Below are 26,671 nucleotides of genomic sequence, written 5' to 3'. Positions count from 1 at the left end.
CACCCATCTTTAAAATCGCATAAAATGTTTCCGTAAATTGTCCTCTTTTTTTCCATTCGCAAGAACTTCCATTAACACAAATTAACCATACTTTTAATCCGAATGATGAGGGCTTTTGTTGAAATATCGAGCGATTTAAAAAGGAGAAGAGGAATTATATGAATTTTATGCACGGGTAAAAGTCGTGAGATATTATGCATGAGATTTGTTATGTAAAACAGATTTATGCGCGCGTTAACAGCTCTTTTGCTTTTGTCATTCCGCGTAACCGTTGATGATGGGTATGACGTTTAAAGGCGCTCATCATTTGCTCAGCACCTGCGGCGTAGCAGAAGTGTTTTTCGAATTCAGTCGTTAACGTTAACCATTGAGCGCTATCTAATCCCAGTCTTTCTAGAATGGGGCTTTTATCATTATTGATACAACCCGCCTTATCATAGCGGATACAGCGACCGGTAGTCTCTACGAGCTCACAATAGTCTTTGAGTGAATAAGCGATACCTTTTGGCATGTTTTTACGAGGATTTCCCGCAAAGGGCATTAACGAGCTCGGTTGGGCTTGTTGATTTTTAACAGCTTGAGTACGCTTTTGGATACTAGTGTGTTTTGATGTCTCGGGTGTTTTTTCAATTCTTGCGCGAATGGGGTTTAAATCTACATAGGCCATACAAGCTAAAACAGCACTTTCATCTAACAGTGCTTGTGATTTAAATCGTCCTTCCCAAAATCTACCAGTGCAACCGTCCTCTTTATTGGCTTCACGGGCAATGCGTTCGTTTAAGTCACGCATAAACCAACTGATTTCATATAAACGTTTTCTGTATATTTCTACCGTGTCATCAAGCGTGATTAGCTCCCCTTGGCTCAACGTATCGCCGTTCACATATTTCTGTGTGAGCAAAGTGCCTTTATGGAGTTTGTGATACCGCCTCAACACCTCATCGGTACTCCAATTCTCAGCCAACGCTTTATTAACACAAAGCACTACATGAGTGTGATTATTCATAACCGCATAAGCACATATGTCGATGGCAAATATCGTAGATAAAAACAATAAACGCTCTTCTACCCAACCCCGACGATGCTCATAGCTCTGCCCGGAATGTTTATCTATTCCACATAAATACGAGTGACGAACACAGCGTGACACACAGTGATAATAAGGCGTATCGATTAAACTGATTTGGCTTTTTCGAGGCTGAGGCATAGTCCATCTACCTGAGAAAAATGAAACACGTATTAAGCGTAGTTCAGCCCTAAAAATTAACCATTTTTATTATGGGTGTCTTCATATTTCATGGGTGTCTACATATTTCCTTTGTTATTTTCGGAGTTGCGAACATAGGCTTGGTGGGTGGTCTTTTTATTTATTTACGATTTTGAAGTTTGCTCTTTATAAAATATAAACTGACAATCAGCAGGCATAGGGCGAGAGATAAGTAGCACAGTGGTATGCCTTGCTCATTGACAGGGCATATATCTCCTAATACGATTTCAGTAATTACCCCAACCAATGCGATAATCAAAACCAATCCCCAGCCCAGATAAAACAAGTTATTTGCCCGTTTAGAAGCGGAAAAAAGCACGCTTAAGAACATTGACAAATAACCCACTGTGACCAAATAACAAATTGGAACTCCGCCCACGTCAGGACATGGGGCTTTAGTTGTTAACGTATCAAAAGACACTTGAAGTGCACCCCATAATCCAAAGATGACTAATATCATTAGAGATAGATAGAGTGCTTGGTTTAGACGTTTAGACATTAGAATGAAACAGTGGAATTAATCCAATTCCCTGTTTGAACTGATTTTTCACCATTAATATATTGCACACTGACTTCGCTAGCTCGTGCATCTTCTAAAGCAAAAATTTGCACATGAGATTGGTCAGAATTAAGTCCTTCGCCCAATACATAGTCACGACGAAGGATTTTGCCATCGCTTCTTGTGACAGTAATCTTTGCAGCAATTGAATAAACGGTATCAGGTAATTTTACTTTCAGATATTTGGCCTCGCCGCCTTTATTGATAAAGGCTTTTGATTGCCCGGCAATATTCACATGTACCACATCAGGATATCCGTCATTGTTAAAGTCGGCAGTGATGGGGGTAATGCTATAACCCGTATTAATTACGCCGCTTTGCTCTCCGGTTTCAGCAAACTCGCCTTGATTATTTTGCAGCAAAAACCGCCCAGGTAATCTCAATAAAGAAAGCTTGTGAGGTGGGAAACCAATGTAGTTTTCTGACACCACTAGATCATCGTGTCCGTCTAGATTGAAGTCTTCGAATATTGCGCCCCAAGAAAACTCGTAGTCGGCAATTTTGACCTGTGCCGCAACATCGTTAAACTCAAAGTCGCCTTTATTTTTGAACATGATCCATTTGGGATTAAATTTTTGGTCGTCACGTAAATCGCCCTTTACCAAAAAGCTTGGTGGGGTACTTCCAACGTTGGAAAAAAAGAAATCAACAAGACCATCGTCATCAAGATCGGTAACCGCAATCCCCATGGGATAGCTATATTCGTCACTATTTGGATTCGCAACGTCAGTAAATTTATTGCCGCCGACGTTTTTCCAGGTTTTGACATGACCAGTATCGTGTGCGACGACTAAATCTTCCAAACCATCGTTATCCATATCAACAAAAATTCCCATAAAGGTATTGTGTTTATATTTTAGTCCCGACGAGTCGGTAATATCAGTAAAGGTATTATCGCCATTGTTAAGCAACATCAAGCTACTGCCGCCATAACCTTCTTTGTTGAAAATGTTTTGACCTTCAACCAATTCCTTTTTTATATAACCGGCCACGTACATGTCAAAATGTCCGTCACGATTAATATCTGCGATAGCTACAGATAATGGTGTGGTGTCTGATTGAATGGGCAAGTCAAGTTTCTGTGGGCTGAACTTACCATCTTGATTCGAATATAACCAAACACCTGTTGTGCGGGTGATGACTAAATCAGAAAAACCGTTACCGTCTGCATCTAAAACCATCGCAGCGAAGGTAGCATCCTGCATGTCTGGCTTGCTGATGATATCCGAATTTAGTGGTTCCAATTTACCGTTGATATACCCGAATAGGGCATCTTTCTGGTTAGGACCGCCACCAATGAAAAGCTCTTCGGTACCGTCATTATCGATATCAATTATTGCACTGGCGGTAAATGGTAAAGATTCGGCATTGCTGAGTTTCTGATCAAAATCCAATAAATAAGAATCAAACTCGGGTATAGCGAGTCCATTGGTTGAAACATCATATGGATTGTTTTTATCTAAGGTAAATTTGACCATAAAAACCATGATCAATAAGACGATCAGTGTGACGGGTATAAGCAATAATTTTTTCATATGTTTCCTTGAGCTCTATGCTGACACTCTTAGTTTTTTTGTTTGTATTAAAGACAGAATAAAGAATAAGCCAAATCCAACATTTAGCGCGATTGGCATTAAATATTTACCTATAGAGGGATTGATCAAGTACACCACAAAAGACAAGAGCAGGAGCACGATAGGGCTAAAAAAAGCATGCCACTTTTGATAATGTGAGCGTCCTGTGGCCGCTAAATAAATAAAGATAACAGAGCTCAACAGGGTAGTAATACGCACTACGGTGAGCAAACTTTCATATCGGATTTGGTAGAGATTTATGAGGTGATCGACGTCCATACCTTGCGTTTTGGCATGGATCAAGGCACCGATACTGGCACGTGAGCTGATCCAATCAGCACCTAACATAAATCCATAGGCTCCAATTAAAAAACCGAAAAAGGCGAGTTTTTGATTGGCGGGTTTAAGCATCAAGTAGATATGCCAGCACCCTACAATGTAAAGCGGTGCGCCAAGAGCGCCTAAAAAATGCCCGATGGTCTGCTGTAAATCAGATGTAGCAAGCATAAAATCGTAATGCACTTCAGAGTATCTAGCCAGGGGATCAAAATGTAATAGGAATTCACCTGCACCTACTAACACCGCAGCTAATAACCCAATTAAACCGGTCAATACGATTACGTTATTTCGTTCCATTATTGTCTATTCTTAATTTTTTAATGAAAATCACATGCATCAAATGCACCTCATATCTAATGTTTAAAGCAGTTCGTCTACACTTGAAGTCGATTGGCCAAGGAATATAAGGCAACATTCATTTCGTGCTTGCGTTTGATAGCCGAAAATGTTCAATATCTTCGAGCACTCCCAATTATATTAGTGGGTTGGTTCGCAAGCGTACCTTCGCTTAATTACAATTTTTAGAATTCAGTGAAAGGACCTGTACAATGTAGCTTGTATTTCACAGGTAGGTTAAAAATAAGTTCTTTAAGCCCAGCTTTGCGACAAATTAGTGCTACAACTAGGGTTTCACTGTAATAAGCCTGAATCAAAAAAAACACATTTTCTGAGTCCTTAAACAAGAGGATCTTACCGAGATACTCAATTTACTAGTGTATTGTTTCTACTTAAGTTTATAAGGGGATTCATTAGAAACGAGCGTCATGAAAAAGGCAGTTAAAGTGCTAAACAATATCGGAGAAAACATTTGGACTGTTGAGGGTGAAGCGGTTCTTTTTTTTGGCATGCCTTATACAACCATAATGACTTTAATTAAGATGGCAAGTGGCGATATATGGATACATTCATCACTGAAATTATCTCAAGATCTTATCAGAGAGGTATCGGCTCTAGGTAACGTTAAATACCTTGTTTCTCCAAATAAATTACACCACCTCTTTATAGCAGATTGGATAAAAGCGTTTCCAAAGGCCATTTGTTACGCGTCACCGGGTTTAGTCAAAAAGAGGCGTGATATAACGTTCGATAAAGAGTTGGGAATGCATCCAGAAACTGAGTGATCGACTGAAATCAATCAAACAATTTTCAAAGGTAGCCCAGCTTTACAGGAGGTTGTATTTTCTCACTCCAGCTCAAAAACGTTAATATTAGCTGACCTTATTGAGAACTTTAAGCCTGATTCATTCAATTGGTGGCAAATAATATTAGCGAGAGTGACAGGCATTTTATCCCCCCATGGCAAAACACTGATTGATTGGAGTTTAAGTTTTATAGGTGGGATAAATGAGGCTAGAAAGTCACTATCTATCATTTTGAGCTGGGAGCCCGAAGTTATTGTGGTATCGCATGGGGAGTGTATTTTAGGCAATCGGGTTCAGTTTTTGCAAAAGTCATTCTTATGGCTCAAATTATAATGTATAACAAAACAGTCAGAGCGAGGCTAAAAATTTGCTCGTTTGTGATCGGGGTATATTCACGAGGTAAAATATGGAGATTCAGGTTTTTCGACCCAAACAATTTGGCGACATGACAAGAGATTACAAACTCTTTGCAGATGATGTCGAGATAGCCACGCTAAAGCGTGGAGATGTTCAAACGATAACAATCTCTGAAGATACCATGACGCTTCAAGCAAGGATTGACTGGTGTACCAGCCGAAAGTTCTACATTAACACAGAACAAACTAACCGTGAAAAACAGCTTTTCAAGCAATTTCATCACGGCTATTTTCCTGCCTTTGTATTACATTACCGTCGGAAAAAACAAATATCTGAAAATTGAACAAGGCATACAATAAGGTACTTATCACAGCTTGCCGAGCTTCTTTGTGGCAAATTTTAACTAAAAGATAGTTGCCAGCTATGAGAGCGCTACCCCCCAATAGAATAATTATCATGTCTTGATTTAAGTAATATATCTATGCTTCTAAACCCATCTAATTTAGGCTGAGTTTATCATATACTCTGGTGCGCTTTTGTTGAGCAAGCAGCCAAACCTAAGAATTAATAAATGCCGACCGTTAACGGTTAATTTGATTACGACTTTTAGTACCTATATGACAGGTGAAATGTCCGCTGAGTTCGATAAATACAGCATTTTAGACAAAATGTATCAGCATGTGAGTGATGGCGGTAACGTTGACAGTGATGCATTTGATACAGGTATAAAACGGCAAAAACACCGGGTTGTTTGCTACATAAATTTTTTAGCGCCCTTTCCAAATTTTTGAATAAGACGCTCCATGCATCTGGGGTACAGAGTTATTTGTCAGGTCTGCTTATCGCCAGTGAATTGTTCGATATGCTGACTATGCATGCTAGTCAATCAGCAAAAAAGACCGTGAAAGCAATCTTAGTTAAACGATTATTCTTGTTAGCGCCCCCGCATTAAATGCGCTTTATCAAAAGGTTATCGTCCAAACTTCGTTTGAAGTGAGTTTTACTGATGCCGAGACCGCGTCACGTAAAGGCGTGTTAAGTATTGCTAAAGCAGTGCAGTTAATTTAACCCTGCGTAAGTTTGTGTAAAACTGATTCGGTCAAACTCAATTTAGCCGCTGGGCCTGCTTTCAACCTTTCATTTTTAAGGATTAATGATGAGTTTAAATATTTTTCAAACAGCGATGACTCAGTTACCGCTGGTCGCTATTTTACGTGGTATTACACCAGACGAAGTGATTGACGTTGCTCGAACATTGCAGACAGAAGGTTTCAGAATTATTGAGGTACCTCTTAATTCGCCTCAGCCCTATGAAAGTATAAAGCGTTTAGTTTATACATTTGGTGATGATTTGATTATTGGTGCGGGCACCGTATTGAACTGTGAACAGGTCGATCAGCACGCTATAGGTGGCAAAGTCATTATCTCTCCTAATGTGAATACCGATGTTATTCGCCGTGCTAAAGCCCAAGGCCTGTACTGCATTCCCGGTTTCTATACGGTTACAGAAGCCTTTAAAGCTATTGATGCTGGCGCCGACGGCATTAAATTATTCCCTGCAGAAACCTTAGGTGCAACTGGCCTGAAAGGCATGATGGTGGTATTACCTAACAATATACCTGTTTTGCCCGTTGGGGGAGTTTCTAACGAAACTATTGCTGGCTTTATTGATGTGGGTGCTGGCGGCTTTGGCTTGGGTTCAGGTTTGTATAAAGCTGGCATGACGGTGGCGCAAGTGGCTGAAAATGCAAAAGGTTATGTAAACGCATACCGCGCAGCTGTTAACCGAAAATAACAGATTAAATCTTAAATCTGTTCTATATATTTGATAAGTCGTGCTCGTTGCGCCGATTAACGCTATTTAAAGAGTCTTGCTTGCTATTGCATGCAACAGTAAGCTTTTAGGTAACATTTAAACAGCAGATCATTGAAAAGGTCAGAGTATGCACACAACTGATATTCGTTTATTTATTCCGAGCAAAGATTTTGCGCTATCCCAACAATTCTACCAAGCGTTAGGCTTTAGCAAAGAATCCGTCAATGATCAATTATGTCTATTTACCTGTGATGAATGTACCTTCTTTTTACAGAATAGTTGCCAACAAGCATTCGCTGAAAACCTTATGATGCAATTGATTGTGCCAGATATACATGCCGCTTTTGCGCAAATTGAAAGCATGGGTGATTTGGCTACTAAATATCAGCCAATTAAACACGAATCTTGGGGCAAGGTCGTTTATTTGTGGGGACCGTCAGGCGAGTTGTGGCATATCACGGAATTAAACACCCAGTAGGGCATTGATGAAATGGCCTTGTTTATAACCAATGCGTTTTAGTGAGGTATGAATTTGACGCTGACTAAATATTTGCGCTGACCGAAGCCATTTTTATGCCAGCAAAGAGTAAAAAACCTCCGGCAGATTTATTGATTACGTTTACAATCGACGACTTAACCGAACCATTGGACAATTTTTGGCCAATATAAGCGTACATTGTGTAAGACATCAAATCGACCAATAAACAGGAGGCGCCCATAATTAGCAGTTGCCCTATTATGGGTTTTTCAATGTCAATAAACTGTGGCAGTAATGCCAAAAAGTACAGCAAGGCTTTTGGGTTAGCCAATTCAACGATAAAACCTTGGCTAAATAACGCCACACCTTTAGCACTTGAGTGTGCCTTTTTATTAATGCTCAACCCGCCGCTTTTACTAAATAATGCATTTAAGCCTAAGTAAAGTAAATACAGCACTCCAATCCACTTAATGATCGAAAACAGTAAGTTAGATGCGATTATCAGTGAGGCTATGCCAGTGGCAGATAACAGAAAGTACACCACATTCGCACTAGCTACACCGGTTACCCCGCACAGGGCTTTTTTCGCTCCGTGACGAGCCCCCTGAGAAGCAATTGTGATTACAGCAGGTCCCGGAGACATGCACACTATGATGGTGGTGGTTAAAAAAATAAAGTAGGCGTGCAAATCCATCCGTCTTCCTGTTTAGTATGTATTTAACAGTTTTCACTATGAAACCTGTATAGGGGGATGTTTGGCGAATTGTAACTTCAGCGTCAGGAATTAGTTGACCACTACAGTAACGTCTTACCCCTGTGTCGAGCAATATACAAACCCAAGCATGAATTTACTAGGTGTATAGGTAAGAGGATTTAATATAATCAACTTAGGTAGACTCTTTATTACTGACGTAGGTCAAATTTTCCGTATATTAACTAAATTAAATATAAGCTATCAGTTGACATAAAATGAGCGAAAGGAGTAAAGTTGACAAAGTTTCAGTAATTACTGAAACTTCATAAGCGTAGAGTGTTAATCACCTATTTTTAGATTTGTTTGGCGTCGCAAATGCGACCTTACTAGGAGCCATTAACATGATAGATGAAACCTTTGTGGATCTATCGAGATTACAGTTCGCGATCACGGTACTGTACCATTTCCTTTTTGTCCCGTTGACGCTGGGCATGACTTGGATCCTGGTTATCATGGAGACAGTTTATGTGATGACTGGCCGTGAAATATACCGAGATATGACCAAGTTTTGGGGTAAGTTGTTCGGTATTAACTTCGCCATTGGCGTGGCTACCGGTCTTACCATGGAATTCGAATTTGGTACCAACTGGTCCTATTACTCTCACTATGTTGGTGATGTGTTTGGTGCGCCGCTAGCGATAGAAGGTCTGATGGCGTTCTTCCTTGAGTCTACGTTTGTGGGCATGTTCTTTTTAGGTTGGGATCGACTCACCCGCAGACAACATTTAGGCGTAACCTTTTTGATGGCGGTGGGGACTAACTTATCGGCATTATGGATTTTGATTGCCAATGGTTGGATGCAAAACCCAGTGGGATCAGAGTTTAATTATCAAACCATGCGTATGGAAATGACCAGTTTCGCAGAATTGGTGTTTAACCCAGTTGCTCAAGTTAAGTTTATTCATACCGTATCAGCCGGTTACGTTGCCGCATCTATGTTCGTGCTGGGTATCAGCAGCTATTACATTTTAAAAGGGCGTGATATTTCGTTTGCGAAACGTTCATTCTCTGTCGCCAGTGGATTCGGTTTAGCGTCAATATTATGTGTTATTTTGCTCGGTGATGAATCAGGTTACGAAGTTGGCGAAGTACAAAAAGTGAAACTTGCGACCATTGAGGCTGAGTGGCATACCGAAGAAGCGCCTGCTGCGTTCACGGTATTTGGCTTCCCAGATTCAGAAGAACAAGTGACACACGCTGCAATCAAAATACCCTATGCGTTGGGCATTATCGCTACCCGTTCTTTAGACGAACAAGTTACCGGTATTAATGATTTAGAAATCAATCATGAAAAGCGCATTCGTAATGGTATGTTGGCGTATAAATATTTAGAGATACTCAGAAGTGGTCAAGACACACCAGAAAATATTGCTACCTTTGATACGTTAAAAGCGGATTTAGGGTATGGCTTACTGCTTAAGCGTTATACCCCCAATGTTGTGGATGCCACCGAAGCGCAAATTCAACAAGCAGTAAAAGACTCGTTTCCACAAGTAGGGCCGATGTTTTGGTCGTTTAGGATTATGGTGGCCTGTGGTGTGGCTATGCTTATCGTATTTGTATTGGCGTTCTACTATAACGCACATCGCGTTATCGAACAGAAGCGCTGGTTGTTATGGACCGCGGTATTCAGTATTCCTTTGCCTTGGATAGCCATCGAATTTGGCTGGGTAGTGGCAGAGTATGGAAGACAGCCTTGGGCAATATCAGAAATCTTACCCACCTTCTTAGCGACTTCGTCACTGACCACTAACGATCTACTGATCAGTATCGCCGGCTTCGTTATCTTCTATACGGGCTTGGCCATTGTCATGAGTTGGTTAATGCTGCGCTTTATTCGTCTCGGGCCAAGCTCGCTGCATACGAACAAGTATCACTTTGAAAAAATTAATCAGCAAACCAGTGATGACCTAGGAGCACAATCATGATCTTTGATTACGAAACCCTCAAACTGTTGTGGTGGCTGATTATAGGCATATTGCTGATTGGCTTCGCTATTACCGATGGTATGGATATGGGTGTAGCGATGCTACTGCGCTTAGTCGGTAAAACCGACAGTGAACGTAGAACAGTCATTAACACCATTGGCGCCCACTGGGACGGTAACCAAGTGTGGTTTATTACCGCAGGTGGAGCCTTATTTGCCGCTTGGCCAATGGTGTATGCGGCAGCGTTTTCAGGTTTTTACTTCGCCATGTTGTTGGTCTTGTTCGCGCTGTTTTTTCGCCCGCTAGCCTTCGATTATCGCAGCAAAATAGAGACTGATCGCTGGCGTAATAATTGGGATTGGGCGCTATTTTGTGGCAGTGCGATCCCGGCATTAGTATTCGGTGTCGCGTTTGGTAATTTATTTTTAGGTGTGCCTTTTAACATCGATAATTTGTTACGCGCCAGTTATCAAGGGTCATTTTTTGGCTTACTCAATCCGTTTGGATTATTAGCCGGTCTCATTAGTATCACGATGTTGATGGGACATGCAGGTATGTGGTTGCAACTGCGCACCGATAGTGACGTCGCAAAACGTTCTGGGCAATATGGTCGTTATGCACTAATCGTGTTCATGTTGCTGTTTGCATCAGCGGGTGTTTGGGTTGCTAATATGGATGGATATCAAATCGTTAGTATGCCGGATACACAAAGCTATGCTAATCCTATTGGTAAAATGGTGACCACTGCGCCGGGTGCTTGGTTAGATAACTACACTGCGATGCCATTGACCATTATTTTCCCTGCTTTAGGCTTTGCTATGGCAACACTTGCGCTGCTGTTTTCGAAAATGGGTAGACCAGGTTTAGGCTTGGTATCGTCAAGTGTCATGTTGGTGGGTGTTATTATGACGGCGGGCGTGTCTTTGTTCCCATTCGTTATGCCCTCTAGCAATAACCCTAACGTGAGCTTAACCATGTGGGATGCAGTTTCCAGTCATATGACATTGAATGTGATGTTTGTTGCAGTGGCAATATTTATTCCTTTGATTTTGTTTTACACCACTTGGTGCTACGTCAAAATGTGGCGCAAAGTTACAGTCAAAGAAATCGAAAATAACACTCACGGTAGCTATTAATCGCTTATTGTTGACCAACGTAGGCCATGTCCATTTAATCCATGGACATGTAGCCTAAGGAGAAAATGTATGTGGTATTTTGCTTGGATCTTAGGCGTATTGTTAGCCTGTACACTTGGCGTGATTAACGTGATGTGGTACGAATTTCATCAAAATAAAGACAGCGTAGCGGACGATCAGAAAGAGTTGTATGACAAGCTCAGCAAAGAACGTGACAACTAAACCCCGTCCAGACCGCGCACAACAAATGTTGTTGCGCGGTTTTTTAAAACGGGAATCCGCTCCCGCAGCGGGTCTACTTAAATTCAGTATCGCCCTTGGTACCGTTAATGCCTTATTGATGATTGCGAGTGCCTATCTTTTGGCACAAGTTATTCATCTTGTGATGTTTGAAGACGCGAATATCCGCGAAGTGAGCCATTTTCTGTGGTTTTTAGGGATAATTGTTATCACCAGAGGCGTGTTTTTAGCCCTCAGTCAACGCTTTAGTGCTCGTGCTGCACGCAATATTAAATCTGCTATGCGCGCCAACTTACTACAAAAACTCACTCAGCTTGGACCCCATTTCACCGATAAAAAAGGACACGGGGCACTGCTCAATACTGTGCACGACGGGGTAGAAGCCTTGCACGACTATTATGCCAATTATCTGCCCAGCGTGGCCTATAGTGCGCTAGTACCACTGGCTATTTTGGTAGTGATATTCCCCACAGATTGGCAAGCGGGTCTAATTTTTCTATTTACCGCGCCGCTGATCCCATTTTTTATGATTTTGGTTGGCTCGAAAGCGGAGCAGCTCAATCAAGCCAGATGGCAACAATTAGCCATGTTGGGCAACTATTTTTTTGATCGGGTTCGTGGCTTAACGCAGTTAAAGTTATTCGATGCCACTAAGCGCGAATTGCAACAAATTGCCCGTATTTCTGATGATTTCCGCCACGCGACATTAAGCGTATTGAAAGTCGCATTTCTCTCGTCTTTTGCCTTGGAATTTTTAGCAACGATCAGTGTTGCTCTTGTGGCTGTGTTGATTGGTTTTAGATTGTTTTTTGGCACATTGGACTTTGCAACCGGCTTTGTGGTGTTGCTGTTAGCCCCGGAGTTCTATTTACCGTTGCGTAAGTTAGGCAACCATTATCACGCTCGCCTAGAAGGAATAAGTGCCGCTGGGGATATGTTAGACATATTGCACAGTCCAACCGATGAGAGAGTCAACGCTACTGATCCTGACGACGAAAAATTCCTGCAAGAAGAGGAAAAAACCGCGGCGCTTAGCACAAGGTTTGTTCAAAATAGTCGTTTAATTAATGGTGTTTCTGTCTCAGGGCTGAGTTTTACTTACCCTGATAGTCAAGAGGGCATTACCGACATAGTGTTGAGCTTACCCTCAACGGGATTGATCGCGTTTGTTGGTGCCAGTGGTGCAGGAAAAAGTACTTTATTTGATTGCTTATTGGGCTTTTATCCACAGGTAATATCGCGCATTAAGCTGAACGATCAACCGCTTTGTAAGCAAGATATACCTGTTTGGCAACAGCACATCGCGTGGATACCCCAGCAACCTACCTTGTTTTACGCCAGTATAAAAGACAATATCACCCTAGCAAAACCTAACGCCACAGAAGCGCAAATTCACCAGGCTGCTAAGCAAGCGGGTGCCCTTGAGTTCATACAATCCCTAGCGAATGGCTTCGATACCGTATTGGGCGAGCAAGGTGAAGGGTTATCAGGTGGACAAAAGCAACGCATCGCCCTCGCCAGAGCTTTTATTAAACAAGCTGCTATCTTAGTATTGGACGAACCGACGGCTCACCTTGATAGCGCAACTGAACACAGTGTGCAATCGGCTATAAACGAATACGCCAAGCAGCATTTAGTGCTGGTTATTGCTCATCGCCTGGGAACATTACAACAAGCAGATAAGGTTGTAGTGCTTGAAGCCGGAAAGATAGTACAACAAGGCAGTTACCAAGATATCAGCCAGCAGCCAGGTCCTTTTACGTTATTGCTCAATAGCGGTGGCGATATGGGTAAAACGAACGCAGAAACTAACGGGGACGAAAAGACGGTTTCACAAAAGGTGCATAGTCATGACTAACTTTATGCGCTTATTAAAATTGTGCCGGCCGCATTATAAATCTATGTTGCTCGGTGTGTTTCTAACGGTATTAACAGTTCTTGCTAATGTTGGCTTACTGGCGATTTCAGGTTGGTTTTTAGCATCCATGGCCGCAGCCGGTATCGCAGGCGTACAAATGAATTATTTTACCCCAGCCGGTATTATTCGCTTTTTAGCCATAGTGCGCAGTGTCTCGCGCTACGGAGAGCGCTTAGTTACCCATAACGCCACTTTTTTATTATTAAGTGAAATTCGCGTTAATGTATTTGCCACCTTAAGCAAACTTAATAACAAAGACTTAGCCATGAATCGCAGTGCTGATTTATTCAATCGCATGCAAAATGATGTAGACGCGCTGGACAAGTTTTATCTCAATGTTCTGTTACCTATGCTTGTGGCATTGGTCTGTGTGCCCATCGTTATTGCGATTATTGCAGACTTCAACGTTGCGGTTGCGATGATCTGTTTGTGTGGCATTTTGCTGGTGGGAGTCGGGTTACCTATACTGTTAAGCCAAAAGCTAAGACGTACCGCTTCACAGCAAACTCAGCGCTCAGCCGAGTTACGAGAAGCCCTGTCCGATATGTTAACAGGTCAGCGCGAGTTGGCCATCTATCAGGCAACTGCCAACCAACTAGCGAAATGCAACCATATACAGAAAAACTATAATGAACTGTTAGATAAACGCCATAAAGCGTTGGCCGATAGTGATGGTTTAAGTTTGATTGTGGTGCAGTTGTCAATGGTTGCTAGTGTTATTCTACTGGTGCCTTTAGTTCATTCTGGCCAATTGCTAAATGTGCACTTGGCCATGCTAAGCCTATTCGTGCTGGCCAGTTTTGAAACCGTACTAACCTTACCGAATGCCTTTATTCAAATGCCCGTAGCATTAAGTGCGGCGGGGCGCATTTTTGCGCTACATGACAAATTGGATCAAAGCCAGGTGGAAGAGCTAGCTAAAAATGCCAAGGAACCTGATGGCGTGCAATTCTCCGTAGCAGAAAATTTTACTGAATTAGATTTACCAGAACAAGCTATCGGGCTCACTTTGCAAGGGGTGAGCTATCAATACGCCAATGATGCACTGACGCACAGTCAAACAGCGAATTCACACAGCACCAATAGTTCAGTTAGTAATGGCATTGCTAATGATTCAGCAAGTAACCGTTATGCCCTTGAAAATGTCAGTTTTATGATTAAAAGTAAGCAAAAAGTTGCCTTAGTTGGGCCAAGTGGTAGTGGTAAATCAACATTGGTGAATTTACTCAGCGGACTATGGCCTGAGCAACAAGGCCATATTATTTTCAATAGTGAAAAAGGCCTAAATAACACTCAGAAAAATCAATGTGTGGCAAAAGAACTCAGCTTTGAGAAGCGTACCAAGTTGATGGGGATTTTAGCCCAGCAGCATCATATTTTTGATGGCACCATTGCTGATAATTTGCATTACGCAGAGCCAAATGCAAGTGTTGAACAAATGCAAAAAGCCTGCGATCAAGCTCAGTTAGGTGATTGGTTACAAGAATTACCGAATGGCTTAAATACTCGCTTGGGTAGCGCAGGTAGACGTGTGTCGCAAGGTCAGTCACGCCGTTTAGCCATAGCGCAAATGTTATTACGTCACCCTGCTATTTTGGTGTTGGATGAGCCCACCGAAGGACTAGACAATCAGTCTAAACACGCCGTTATGCGGGCAATTATCCAAGCTATGGGTCGCAGCACTGTATTGTGTATTACCCACGATCCCGCGTTATTAACAAACATGGATAAAGTGATTTGGCTGGAAAACGGCCATGTAAGAGGTGAGGGTACCCACCAAGCATTATTGTTAGCCCACGAGGAATATGTAGCACTAACCACACGGTTTTAGTGCTAGGTTGTTAGGGCTGTGGTTGGTAGTGCTTTGAGGGGGTAGCGCTATACTTTTTATTCTTCAATTATACCGTTTGCGGTTTTGGTGGTATATAAGTTATAGCAAATGCGTTAATTCTCAAGCTTGTAAATGGAACAAAAGCAGTTTGAACAGCTTAAGTGATTTCGTGAGCAGGTTTTTCAGGGGCGACGGGAGCAGGGCAATCAACCACGATATCGGGGGTTTACATGAAACGCGTTACTGGCATTGGCGGAGTTTTTTTCAAAGCAAAGGATGCGCCAGCACTACGCGCTTGGTACAAACGTCATCTAGGCGTTGATGTTCAACCGTGGGGTGGTACTGCGTTCTCTTGGAACACAGAGGATGGTGAATCTACTAATGGAACGACAATCTGGTCTGTTAGTTCACAAGCGGATGATACATTCTCACCAAGTAAGGCCTCATTTATGATTAATTACCGTGTAAACGATCTTTACGCGTTGGTTTCGGTTCTTAAAGCTGAGGGCTGTCATGTACTCGATAAGATTGATGACTCTGAGTACGGTAAGTTTGCTTGGGTTATTGACCCGGAAGGAAATAAGGTCGAGTTATGGGAACCGCCTGCGGGTCAATGAGATTAGTCTTTTAGAGATAAATGAGCAAACGAGGTGATTGGGGCGCAAATAAATAGCAATACCGACAATGTAAGTTGTATTTCTAACTAAACGTGTAAGGAGTTTCACGTTTACACAGGTTTATTTCTTTGTTTATTTTCTGTGGTGGTGTTTCCATATAAAAAGGAAAACACCATTACCTCACCGAGAAATGACGCTATGGTTTTATTGATAATATGACGACCATGTTTTTAATTATGTCTATTATTACAAAAAAACGATAGGGCGGCTTCAGAACAATCCTATAATGCAGATAAAGAGTGTATTGATTTATCCAAACACTCAACCTTGCTTGTCTGCGGCTTCACTTATATTGTGTGTTATACGATGCTGGCGATACAGCAAAGCATTCCTGCGTAATCAGGGGTGACAAAGGATTTTCACTTTGACAAAAAATTTTACGTTTGGACTTCAGGCTAAAACAGCACTTTTATTAGGTGGACTGATAGCTATTGCGTTAATTTTCATCAGTTATACCAGTAGCTGGCAATCAAGAAAACTGGCTGAGACCACCGTCCTTAAATTGGAACAAAGTAAATCTAGGGTACTTAAACGGTCTATTGAAGTCGCCGTAGAAAACCAAAAGCAAAACCTACTGTCGTTACGCGATGTCCCCCCAAACCACGCAATATTAAGAGCCCTGGCCAACAATGGCGTTGATCCCGTTAGTGGCGATACATTGGAAGAATGGCGTCAACGGCTGACTGTGATTTTATTAGCGTCTGTGACTAATCATTCAGAATTTCAGCAAATACGTTTTATCAATGTTAAGGGTGATGAACTGGTAAGAGTTCAGCGCTCAGCTGATGGTAAAATAAGTGTTGTCCCAGAGAATGAGTTGCAGAATAAGTCTGACTCTCTTTATATTAAAGAAACAATCAAATTGAAAGCCGGAGAAACTTACTATTCAGATGTCAATTTGAACCGAGAGCATGGCGCCATTCAGGTACCTCATCTTTCGGTGTTGAGAATAGCGACTCCTATTTACGATGCACAAGGAGTAGTTTCTGCAGTGATGGTATTAAATTTATCTACTGAACAGCTGTTTCAAGAAATTATTTCTCAAACCAATGGTGTACAGCGAGCAATAGTTGATGATAAAGGTTTCTTTATTAAAGCCGCTGATAACGTTAGAACCTTCGGATTCGACTTGGGTATTGACGATAAATTAAGTATCGAAGAGCCGTTTATGGCTGAAACCATACTCAGTCAAGATTCATTCATACGCTACGATAAAAACGATAAAGAGCTGGAGGGATTTGAGAAAATATTTTTCGTACCTCAAGATCATAATCGTTACTGGGTATTAACCTTCCATATTCCGGAAAATCTGGTTTTTTCTGATATAAGCACTTCTTTACGACAGACATTGATCGTCAGTTTACTGGTGGGCGTTTTAGCGATTGGATTGATTGTCTGGTTTGTATCACGAAAAATATTGACCCCTATCGTGACGATGGCGCAGGTTTGCGAACGTTTTAAGGCTGGTGATTTGACTGTGAGACTTGATACTGATTCAGTTAGCGATGAAATGCTTACTCTGTATCAAACTATTAATACATTTGTTGAAAATCAACAACAGGCAACCATCCTATTAAATGATGAAGTTAATGCGCAAACCAAACGACTTTCTGCCGTCATTGATAACATAGTGGATGGTATTATTACCATTAATGAGCACGGTAATATTGAGTCATTTAACCCCGCAGCAAGTAGAATTTTTGGTTATGACGAACAGGATGTGATTGGCCAAAATGTTAAAATCTTAATGCCTGAGCCGTATCATAGCGAACATGACGATTATCTGAGTCACCATATCAAAACCGGTGAAAAAAAGCTGATAGGACGCGAGCGTGTGGTTATTGGTCAACGCAAAGATGGCTCAACCTTTCCAATGGAATTAGGGGTTAGCGAACTGACTATCAATAATGCCAAGCATTTTGTTGGTATTACTCGAGACGTCACCGAGCGACATCAAGCTAAAGAAGAACTGAACAAGGCCATACTCATTGCCGAACAAGCCAGTTTAGCCAAGAGTGAATTTCTCGCCAACATGAGTCATGAGATACGTACACCCATGAATGGGGTGTTAGGCATGACTAATCTATTACTCGACACCGAATTAAATGCAGAACAATATAACTTTGCCAAAATAGTTAAAAACAGTGCTCAATCGCTGATGACCATCATCAATGACATCCTAGATTTTTCTAAAGTAGAAGCAGGTATGTTGCAAATGGAAGCCATTGAATTTGATATGGGATCACTGATGAATGAGTTCGGTCGCAGTATCGCCGTGCGTGCTCATGAAAAAGGGCTTGAATTAATCTGCCCCGCCAATCCATTGCTACACAAGTGGTATAACGCCGATCCCGGACGTATTCGTCAAATTCTCAACAATTTAGTCGGCAACGCCATCAAGTTTACTGAAAAAGGCGAAGTCGCTGTGTATTACAGTGTGCAGCAGGAAACTGAATTACGCAGCACTGTGTTGATTGAAGTGACCGATACCGGTATGGGTTTGAACGCTGAACAACAAGCGAGGCTTTTTGAACGTTTTAGTCAAGCGGATGGAAGTACTACCCGCAAGCATGGGGGAACCGGTTTAGGGCTCGCTATCAGCAAACAATTAGTGGAGTTAATGGGCGGAGAGATCGGTATTAAAAGTATCGAAGGTAAGGGTTCAACGTTCTGGTTTACGCTTGACCTTGAAAATGCTGAACCTGCGGACATCGAACATGCGGAAGCGGACCTAAGCGGCCAAAAAATATTAGTCGTCGATGACAACCTTACCAATCGTGAATTGCTCGGACACTTGCTGACCCACTGGCAGGTTGAACATACACTCGTTAGCCGTGCCAGAGACGCACTGGAAAGTCTATCTACTGCGGTAGCACAGAAGCAACCGTACAGCATCGCGATAATTGATATGCAAATGCCAGGCATGGATGGCGCCCATTTGGGTGCCATGATCAAAAGTACGCCCGATCTGGCCAATACCCATCTGATGATGCTTACATCTCAAGGGCAACGGGGAGATGGAAAAAAATTCAAGGACGCGGGATTTAGCGCTTATCTGAATAAACCGGTCGATCAATCTATTTTGCAAAATTCACTCATGCAAGTAGCTGGGCTGACCTCAGATGATGCTCCATTGCTCACGGCATACAGTACGCGCAAAAAACCACAGTTTAAAGTTCGGGCGTTGATTGTAGAAGACAACGTAATTAACCAGATAGTAGCGCAATCTTTACTCGAACAGTTTGGCATACGAGCTGATGTGGCGGCCAACGGTGAAGAGGCTTTAGTCGCACTTGAAAATCTACCCTACGATCTCGTCTTTATGGATTGTCAGATGCCAGTGATGGATGGTTTTGAAGCCAGTCGTTGCATTCGAGACCCACAATCGAAGGTATTAAACAGAGACATCCCCATTGTTGCCATGACTGCAAACACGATGCAGGGCGATCGCGCCAAGTGCCTAGCAGCTGGTATGAATGACTTTATTTCCAAGCCCGTGGAAACACTTAAACTGCAACAGACATTAGAGCTATGGTTACCTAAATTGAAAGTGCACAGTTAAATTAATAGGACTTTAAAAATGAACGATGGTGCAGTTTCAATAAACTTACGGGTAAATCCATACAAGTAGAAGTACATCAGACTTTTTAATTCATATCGATTAAACGCTTAAAAATAGTATCTTGTTATACCTTCGCCTTTAAAAACTTATCCATGTAAGGTTTGATGGCAATATCTAATGCGGAGTGTTTTTCACTGTTAGTCTCTTCGGACTGTGCAGCAATTGAGGCTAATTCAATCAGTATTTGCCGGGCAATATCTTCCCGTATTTCGCCTCTTGAATAAATGGATAGCTGTTTGCTTGTGGCCGCATATTCAACGGGTTTGGTCAGTTTAGTTTTTTTAAATATTTTCGAGCTAAGCACTACACTAGATACAAGTTTTGCCCATTCACTGGGCACAAGTTTAAATAGCAAACTAACGTCTTTTTTTGATAATGCATGAAAAGGTTCATTACTAAATTTTCCAATCACAATTTTCATAGTTGCTCCATTTGTTTAGGCCTGACCGATTTAAGCTAACGTGTTTATTTTCAAATGATTCACAGACATAGTTACACAAATTCATTACCGCCGTGCTGCGAGATTAAATGGCATAACGAGCACATGTTCGATAATTAATGTCAGTAAATTAAGGTCTTTTGTGCAGATTATTTTCTAATAAATATTACCAGAACAAGTCGGTTGTATGTTGTTTTTGTCATGTTAAAAAATGTATTAAGCATCCCCCTACCTAACGAGAGAAAAGGCGATACATGTATTTGTTTCAGCACTTTAACTTTACGCCGTCAATTAAGTTGGATATGCGTGGTAAACTTGACTCAAGCTGGCTTAATTGTTGATGATTATCACAACACTCCTAAATACAGCTTCAATATCGAAGTTGAATTCGCGCAGAGGAAATAAAGACGATCATCCACTTTATCGTATTGTCACTTCATTCAACAAGTGGCTGTACCTGAAAAATTAGTGGCGCTATGAGCCGCTATGATTTGTGCAAAAAACGCAAAGGTCGCCCAGTAAGTTTGCCTGATACGCATAGGCGTTAAAACTCAATAAAGGAATAAGCATTGTTTTCAGCATTAAGAAAATCCTTAGCTAGTCGCGCTACATTTTCAGATATTCAAGCGAATATTCTTGCAGGATTAACGGTTGGTGTAATTGCGCTGCCCCTTTCTATGGCACTCGCCATTGCAAGCGGGGTTCCGCCACAGCATGGCCTGTATACCGCTATTGTCGCAGGCATTGTTATTGCCATCAGCGGAGGGTCGAAGGTCAATATATCGGGTCCCACGGCAGCGTTTGTGGTTGTGTTATTGCCGATCGTTCAGCAGTTTGGTATAGGCGGTTTGCTGGTTAGTGGCTTAATGGCTGGTATTGTTTTGATAATGATGGGCGTAGGCAAACTCGGTAAGCTTATCGAGATTGTTCCATACCCTGTCATAATCGGTTTTACAGCAGGCATTGGTGTTGTGATTGGTACCTTCCAAATAAAAGACTTTCTAGGACTCGACATCCAAACACAGAATGGCGATTATCTCGATAAACTTATATTGATCGTGAATTCATTACCAACCATTAACTGGCAAGAGTCTTTAATTGGTGGGTTAACCATTTCCATATTGCTGCTGTGGCCACGTGTTCGATCAAAAATACCGGGTCATCTGGTCGCTCTTTTTTTAGGCTCCATGATTGCATGGTTACTTAGCCAGTTCAGTCAGGATTTTTCGGTTGCGACAATCGGTAGTCGATTTCACTATGAGATAAATGGCATAACAGGTAATGGTATTCCTGCCATATTGCCAGCTTTTGAATGGCCGTGGAATTTATCTGGTGCCAACGGTAAACCCATTGGTTTAAGTTTTGAACTTATCAAGCTGCTATTACCTTCAGCGATCACCATTGCGATACTGGGTTCGCTTGAATCGCTGTTATGTTCGGTGGTAGCTGACGGTATGACGGGAAAGAAACATAATTCGAATGATGAACTTATTGGACAGGGTATTGGTAATATTATCGCCCCGTTATTTGGAGGCATTCCTGCCACTGCCGCTATTGCCCGTACCGCAGCAAACATCAAAGCAGGTGGCAGTACTCCGCTGGCTTCAGTGGTACATGGTCTGTTTGTTCTCGGGGCGATATTGGCGCTTACACCTTTACTCGCATATATACCTATGGCTTCGATGGCGGCATTATTAATTGTGGTTGCATGGAATATGAGTGAAGCAAAACAATTTATACGGACGATAAAAATTGCCCCAAGGGATGACGTCATTGTTCTGATTTTATGTTTTTCACTCACGGTATTATTTGATATGACTATTGCTGTCGCGGTAGGCATGGGGTTGGCCGCAATGTTATTTATCCGCAGAAGCATTAAAGTAACAAATACGACTAGGATTGAGAAAAATCATGGAGTCCATGGAGATCTGCCCAACAGTATTGCCATATATGACATTAACGGATCCTTGTTCTTCGGCTCAGCACAAAAAGCACTGGAAGCTATTTCTAGAGTGACACCAGATCTACGGGTGGTCATACTCGATATGACGGAGGTTAACATGCTCGATATGAGCGCTATTGTAGCAATGGAATCAATTGCAGATACCCTCGAAAAACAACAAGTATTCTTAATTATCAGTAACTTGCAAGAAAGAATGGCACTAAAATTACATCGTGTTGGTATCACTGATAAACCTGCAGAAATACATTTTTCGAGGACATTAGCGGATGCGATTGCAGTGGCTAACAAAATACTCTAACCCTATTGGTGATTAACGCGGTTTAAAAGAGGTTTGTTAAGACCCAATGACTAAATATCCTATGTAAATATGGTTGCTTAACGCTAACCAATAATCAGCGCAATATTGCAGAGTTTTGTCAGGTGACAACCAAATTCGTAATCTATTAAGCGGGATTCAATACAGCGGACTCTCGGTGACGCATATAGCATAGTTAAAAGTGGTCGATAGCTGTTAGGAAAATGAAATGCGTCTGTTGTTTGCTACTAACAATATGCCATATCGTGCAGCAGACTGAATTCTAAATTAAGTATAGATTCTTCGCCTATTGGAACACGTATAAGGTTACTTTTAACCACGCGTTAGCCACTGAATAATCCTTCCAATTTATAATTGAAATTGATACGAAAGTCATATCCAACTGACGGAATATTTACTTTTCTGTTATGTCGCGTCGGCCTATTTTTGGGGTTTTACATTATGGTAACGCCATAGCCAGCAGAGGGTAGACCAAATTTAGGCTTTCAATGCTTTTGCTATGCTTGCGAGCAGATTATCTTTGTCAAAAGGCTTAGCAACAGTTGCATCAAAACCGGCTTCTTTGTAGCGCGCCAAATCTTCTGCGTAAATATTAGCTGTTATGGCAATTATTGGTAAATTGGGCTTACTTAATTTTATCAGCTTGCAAGCTTCTACACCGTCCATCACGGGCATTTGAATATCCATAAGTACAACATCTACATGCTTTTTTATCGCAAAGTCCACAGCTAATTGGCCGTTTTCTACCGTGTGTATATCTGTATAGCTTTTTTCTAACATTGAGTTGATGATGATCTGATTAATATCGTTATCTTCTGCTATCAATATTGTTTTTACTTTAAGTGATGCTTCGGAAGGGACGTTAATTTTTTTGACTAAATCATGCGAATCAAGCGCCACCAACGGCAAAAAGACGTCAACAATCGTACCTATGTTCTCAGTACTGGAAACCTTTATTTCTCCTTTCATTAGCGTCACTAACGAAAGAACAATAGGCATGCCTAATCCCGTGCCTCCATATTGGCGCGTAATCGATTGGTCTGCCTGTTCGAAGCGTTTAAATAATCTTTCTTGTGCGGCTTTATTCATCCCTATGCCTGAGTCTTTAATGACAATAGAGACGCCTTTATCGTTGTTATTACAAATTGATAAATTGATTTCGCCCGTATGCGTAAATTTTACGGCGTTGGTCAATATATTTAGCAATATTTGTTTGAGTCTCAGTTCATCTGCCATCCAAACATTTTGTGTTAAATCGATATGAACCGTAAGTTTCAATGACTTTTTTTGGATACTGGCGATTAATTCTGACTCGATTACCGTTAATAGCTCAGTTAAGTTTACAGGGGTATTGTGGAGATCTAGTTTTCCAACTTCTAATTTAGAAACGTCTAAAATGTCATTTACCAACTCGTTAAGTGTCGTGGTTGATTTAGATGCTAGATCTATATATTGCTTTATTCTTTTTTTATCCGTCTCGTCGCGCAGAAGCTGAAGTGTGCCAAATATGCCATTTAACGGTGTGCGAATTTCATGACTCATATTTGCCAAAAACTCAGACTTTGCTAAATTTGCTTTCTCAGCGGATTCTTTTGCTGCAGCTAGCGCATTTTCTTTTTCAATTTGTTCGGTTAAATCATACGCTATACCGAGATAACCGATTATTTCATTTAGCTCATTTCGAAGTGCAGTTAAATTAAGTCGCACGGGGATGTGCTTCCCATCTTTGCTAACGTAGGTCCAGTTTGAATTATCAGGTATTCCTTTACTGGATTTAGCAAAAAAAACATCAATAGCATGGGGGAGTTCGCATTGTAATTCTTTAGAAACCAATCGTGCGCGTTCAAGTACCTCAGATTCGATATGAAACAAGGCGGGCGTCTCTTTTTGGATTAAATCTTTCGCTTTATAGCCAAGTAATTGCTCTGCTGCCGGATTAAACAGGGTGATAAGCCCTGCGGTATCAGTGGCTATCACCGAATAGTTAGCATTTTCCAAAATCGCATTTTGCAATGCATTTGCATTACTGATTTCTTTGGTGCGCTTTTCAACTAACTCTTCGAGTTGCTCATTAGTATCAGTGAGCGTTTTCTCTTTCGCTATATGAAGCTCTTGTTGATGGCGCTGCAACTCTTCTTTACGAACAATGATGAGTAGAACACTAAAGCCTAAAAGCGCAACGACGATAGTGGATATCAGGTATTGGAAGAACGTTGCATAGTCTTGAGATGTTTTGACTCGTTGAATGTACGCCGGTTGTGCCGAGATAGTTAATGCCCAATCCCGTCCAAAAACGGGCACTTTTTCGCTATAGGTTAACGTGCTATCAATCGAGTTTTGATATTGATGTTGATAAAATAAATTTTCTGCATGTGGGTCGGTCACGTCAGTAATTGAGAGGTTCACATCACGTGGAAATTCACTATTTGAGTTTATCACTTCATCTATTAATACCGGTGCGTAAGTCCAACCAAGTAGATGATGTAATCTGCTAGCGGGCTCTTCAGGAATTAACGCTATGTCATATACTGGCATTAGTATTAAGAAACCTTGTTTGGCTTTCTCATTGGCCTGTACCAGAGTTATGAGCGCACTTATTTGCAATTCATTATTCTGTGCTGAGTTTATGGCCGCATTACGTCTTGTTGTTTCTGAGCCAATATCAAGTCCTACGGCACTTTTATTATTTAGTTCTGGTTCGATATAACGAATGATAAATAGACTGTCATTATGAGGCGATAACTGGCGTAAGTTAAATATTTTGTCCGGTCGCATTTGTTTTTGCACATTCAAAAAATCAGCTAAATCGTCTTGTTCGACCTTTTGAATAAAACCTAAACCGCGAAGACCTGGAAACTCTTCTTGAAAGTTCCGATTTTGTGCGTAGCGGGTCATTGTCTGAAAATCGAAATTGTCTAAACCTATTGTCGTGATAAGTCCATGAAGACCCGTTAAACCATAGCTATAGAATTTAATGCGCTCATTAAAATCAGATTTGATCTTGATTAAATCACTTTGCAGGGTTTTTTTGACTAAATCAGCTTGTTTTTTTTGCGTATTATATTCAGCATTCACAGAGATCAAAATGCCAATTAGCATGATGATGATTGGAAAAAGTAACCATTTCATTGTGGATTGCTTTAAGAGTCTATTGGGGAGCCATGAGGGCTTCATTGATTGCCTTATTATTTTAAAACTGTTTAACAAATATAAATGGCATTATATCCAACCGTTTGCCAAAACTAGCAAATAGGTGGGTAAAAATTAGGTGCAAATTGACTATACATCATTTAATTGTCCTTACAAAAAACAGAATAGTTGGCCTTTATAAATTTGTCTTAAACTTCTGGCTGATTGAGGGAGGGGGAAATTGATTACGCTGTATTTTTTACTATTCAAACACAATACACAAAGCGCATTTTCATAACTTACCAGTGCACCAAATGCTAGCATTGACAATTGTGATAAGCAGTGGCAATGGGTAACACTAAAAATAGCTTCATTCGCGGGGTATACTTAACCATGCAGGATACGCTGGGCTAAATGCATACTTTGCATTAACACATTATTGGTTATAAAAGAGTATTTTTAAGTTGTGGCAACCGATTTGAATAATCGTAGTCACATTATCGGAGTTTCCATTCCAAAGCAGTTGATAAGTGCATTATTATCCAACCTAGAGGAGTTATATGTTCAAATTAAAATTACCACCTCCCGTCATTTTTTGTATTGCCGGCTTAAGCATGTTTGCACTTGTTGGGTATAACATTGACGCTGGTAAATTTCGTTTTTTATTTGCTGGTAGCTGCTGGTTTATCGCTATTCTAAATGCAATTTTCGCATTACGATCATTTAAGAAAAATCGAACGACCGCTAACCCCCATCATCTTGAAAGAGTAACGACGTTAGTGACCACAGGCGTTTTTGCGTATTCTAGAAATCCCATGTATTTATCACTAATTATTATGCTAATTGGTTGGGCGATAATATTAGGTTCATGGTGGACTATGGGGATAATATTTTTGTTTTTAGTGTATATGACACAGTTTCAAATTAAACCAGAAGAAAGAGTGTTAGCTAAAAAATTTGGTATTGAGTACAAATTATACTGCAGTAATGTTAGACGCTGGTTGTGATGCAAATCACTTGCTTGCTTTATCACTGCATTCGCAACATCAAGGTCACATGGGTATAACGAATTATCAAGTAGATATTTCTATTATCAACGAAGACGGCGAATTGGTTCAAATTTTTGGCTATGATGAAGACCTCGACAACCAATTTCGACTTGTAACATAAATTTCGCGTAAATATT

20 protein-coding genes and 1 pseudogene are annotated in these 26,671 nt (G+C 41.1%); 14 read left to right on the top strand and 7 right to left on the bottom strand.

Going from position 1 to position 26,671, the window contains the following annotated elements; translation table 11 throughout:
* Positions 1 to 223 precede the first annotated feature (223 nt).
* From GQR89_RS13280 to GQR89_RS13265, 4 genes are all read right to left on the bottom strand, one after another.
* On the bottom strand, positions 224 to 1,207 hold the full coding sequence (locus tag GQR89_RS13280; RefSeq protein ID WP_158770486.1) for a transposase: 984 nt from the start codon (positions 1,205 to 1,207) through the stop codon (positions 224 to 226).
* 160 nt (positions 1,208 to 1,367) lie between these two features.
* Complete coding sequence (locus tag GQR89_RS13275) at positions 1,368 to 1,766, bottom strand: hypothetical protein (RefSeq protein WP_158770485.1); 399 nt, start codon at positions 1,764 to 1,766, stop codon at positions 1,368 to 1,370.
* Positions 1,766 to 3,361 carry a VCBS repeat-containing protein gene (locus GQR89_RS13270; RefSeq protein WP_158770484.1) on the bottom strand — a complete coding sequence of 532 codons (1,596 nt, stop codon included), beginning with the start codon at positions 3,359 to 3,361 and terminating at the stop codon, positions 1,766 to 1,768. Before GQR89_RS13270 ends, GQR89_RS13275 begins: the two co-directional genes overlap by 1 nt.
* Positions 3,362 to 3,376: 15 nt before the next feature.
* The gene (locus tag GQR89_RS13265; RefSeq protein WP_158770483.1) at positions 3,377 to 4,036 is read right to left on the bottom strand and encodes a DUF6796 family protein; all 660 of its coding nucleotides are present in this window, start codon (positions 4,034 to 4,036) and stop codon (positions 3,377 to 3,379) included.
* A gap of 467 nt (positions 4,037 to 4,503) precedes the next feature.
* Between GQR89_RS13265 and GQR89_RS21350 the strand changes: the two genes are divergently transcribed.
* The 5 genes and pseudogenes from GQR89_RS21350 to GQR89_RS13235 all read left to right on the top strand — a co-directional run bounded on the left by GQR89_RS21350 (position 4,504) and on the right by GQR89_RS13235 (position 7,532).
* Entirely contained in the window at positions 4,504 to 4,860 is a 357-nt protein-coding gene (locus GQR89_RS21350; RefSeq protein WP_199271325.1) for a DUF4336 domain-containing protein, read from the top strand.
* A 427-nt stretch (positions 4,861 to 5,287) separates the two neighbouring features.
* Positions 5,288 to 5,581: a hypothetical protein gene (locus GQR89_RS13255; RefSeq protein WP_233268968.1), complete on the top strand. Its 294-nt coding sequence runs from the start codon at positions 5,288 to 5,290 to the stop codon at positions 5,579 to 5,581.
* Positions 5,582 to 5,983: 402 nt separating this feature from the next.
* Positions 5,984 to 6,190: pseudogene (locus GQR89_RS21760) on the top strand (2-dehydro-3-deoxygalactonokinase); the annotation flags it as partial.
* A 204-nt stretch (positions 6,191 to 6,394) separates the two neighbouring features.
* The gene (locus tag GQR89_RS13240; protein ID WP_158770480.1) at positions 6,395 to 7,033 is read left to right on the top strand and encodes a 2-dehydro-3-deoxy-6-phosphogalactonate aldolase; all 639 of its coding nucleotides are present in this window, start codon (positions 6,395 to 6,397) and stop codon (positions 7,031 to 7,033) included.
* 148 nt (positions 7,034 to 7,181) lie between these two features.
* Positions 7,182 to 7,532, top strand: coding sequence for a lactoylglutathione lyase (locus GQR89_RS13235; RefSeq protein ID WP_158770479.1), 351 nt, complete (start codon positions 7,182 to 7,184; stop codon positions 7,530 to 7,532).
* A 64-nt stretch (positions 7,533 to 7,596) separates the two neighbouring features.
* On the opposite strand, the gene GQR89_RS13230 is transcribed toward GQR89_RS13235, so the two are convergent.
* Positions 7,597 to 8,226, bottom strand: a complete 630-nt coding sequence (locus GQR89_RS13230) for a LysE family translocator (RefSeq protein WP_158770478.1) — start codon at positions 8,224 to 8,226, stop codon at positions 7,597 to 7,599.
* Between the two features lie 401 nt (positions 8,227 to 8,627).
* Here GQR89_RS13230 and GQR89_RS13225 point away from each other — a divergent pair, with 401 nt between their 5' ends.
* The 7 genes from GQR89_RS13225 to GQR89_RS13195 all read left to right on the top strand — a co-directional run bounded on the left by GQR89_RS13225 (position 8,628) and on the right by GQR89_RS13195 (position 19,578).
* Positions 8,628 to 10,214 (top strand): cytochrome ubiquinol oxidase subunit I, encoded by a 1,587-nt coding sequence (locus tag GQR89_RS13225; protein WP_158770477.1) that lies wholly within the window; start codon positions 8,628 to 8,630, stop codon positions 10,212 to 10,214.
* Positions 10,211 to 11,350 carry a cytochrome d ubiquinol oxidase subunit II gene (gene cydB, locus GQR89_RS13220; protein ID WP_158770476.1) on the top strand — a complete coding sequence of 380 codons (1,140 nt, stop codon included), beginning with the start codon at positions 10,211 to 10,213 and terminating at the stop codon, positions 11,348 to 11,350. The genes GQR89_RS13225 and cydB overlap by 4 nt, the downstream gene beginning before the upstream one ends.
* 69 nt (positions 11,351 to 11,419) lie before the next feature.
* Positions 11,420 to 11,572 (top strand): cytochrome bd-I oxidase subunit CydX, encoded by a 153-nt coding sequence (gene cydX / locus GQR89_RS13215; protein ID WP_158770475.1) that lies wholly within the window; start codon positions 11,420 to 11,422, stop codon positions 11,570 to 11,572.
* Positions 11,562 to 13,448, top strand: coding sequence for a thiol reductant ABC exporter subunit CydD (gene cydD / locus GQR89_RS13210; protein WP_158772266.1), 1,887 nt, complete (start codon positions 11,562 to 11,564; stop codon positions 13,446 to 13,448). The genes cydX and cydD overlap by 11 nt, the downstream gene beginning before the upstream one ends.
* Positions 13,441 to 15,339, top strand: coding sequence for an amino acid ABC transporter ATP-binding/permease protein (locus GQR89_RS13205; RefSeq protein ID WP_158770474.1), 1,899 nt, complete (start codon positions 13,441 to 13,443; stop codon positions 15,337 to 15,339). Before cydD ends, GQR89_RS13205 begins: the two co-directional genes overlap by 8 nt.
* A gap of 230 nt (positions 15,340 to 15,569) precedes the next feature.
* Positions 15,570 to 15,956, top strand: coding sequence for a VOC family protein (locus tag GQR89_RS13200; RefSeq protein WP_158770473.1), 387 nt, complete (start codon positions 15,570 to 15,572; stop codon positions 15,954 to 15,956).
* Positions 15,957 to 16,380: 424 nt separating this feature from the next.
* On the top strand, positions 16,381 to 19,578 hold the full coding sequence (locus GQR89_RS13195) for a response regulator (RefSeq protein ID WP_158770472.1): 3,198 nt from the start codon (positions 16,381 to 16,383) through the stop codon (positions 19,576 to 19,578).
* 124 nt (positions 19,579 to 19,702) lie between these two features.
* Here the strand turns inward: GQR89_RS13195 and GQR89_RS13190 are convergent, their stop codons facing one another.
* A complete protein-coding gene (locus GQR89_RS13190) occupies positions 19,703 to 20,059 on the bottom strand; it encodes a hypothetical protein (protein ID WP_158770471.1) in 357 nt (118 codons plus the stop codon).
* Positions 20,060 to 20,646: 587 nt separating this feature from the next.
* Here GQR89_RS13190 and dauA point away from each other — a divergent pair.
* Complete coding sequence (gene dauA, locus GQR89_RS13185) at positions 20,647 to 22,338, top strand: C4-dicarboxylic acid transporter DauA (RefSeq protein ID WP_158770470.1); 1,692 nt, start codon at positions 20,647 to 20,649, stop codon at positions 22,336 to 22,338.
* Positions 22,339 to 22,833: 495 nt separating this feature from the next.
* Here dauA and GQR89_RS13180 read toward each other — a convergent pair whose 3' ends face one another.
* The gene (locus GQR89_RS13180) at positions 22,834 to 25,485 is read right to left on the bottom strand and encodes a CHASE domain-containing protein (RefSeq protein ID WP_158770469.1); all 2,652 of its coding nucleotides are present in this window, start codon (positions 25,483 to 25,485) and stop codon (positions 22,834 to 22,836) included.
* A gap of 560 nt (positions 25,486 to 26,045) precedes the next feature.
* Here GQR89_RS13180 and GQR89_RS13175 point away from each other — a divergent pair.
* The gene (locus GQR89_RS13175) at positions 26,046 to 26,492 is read left to right on the top strand and encodes an isoprenylcysteine carboxylmethyltransferase family protein (protein ID WP_158770468.1); all 447 of its coding nucleotides are present in this window, start codon (positions 26,046 to 26,048) and stop codon (positions 26,490 to 26,492) included.
* Positions 26,493 to 26,671: the final 179 nt, after the last annotated feature.

The sequence above is a fragment of the Paraglaciecola sp. L1A13 genome (assembly GCF_009796745.1).
Classification (GTDB): Bacteria; Pseudomonadota; Gammaproteobacteria; order Enterobacterales; family Alteromonadaceae; genus Paraglaciecola.
Note: the sequence above shows the minus strand (reverse complement) of the source record. Positions and strands in the feature narration are given on the sequence as shown.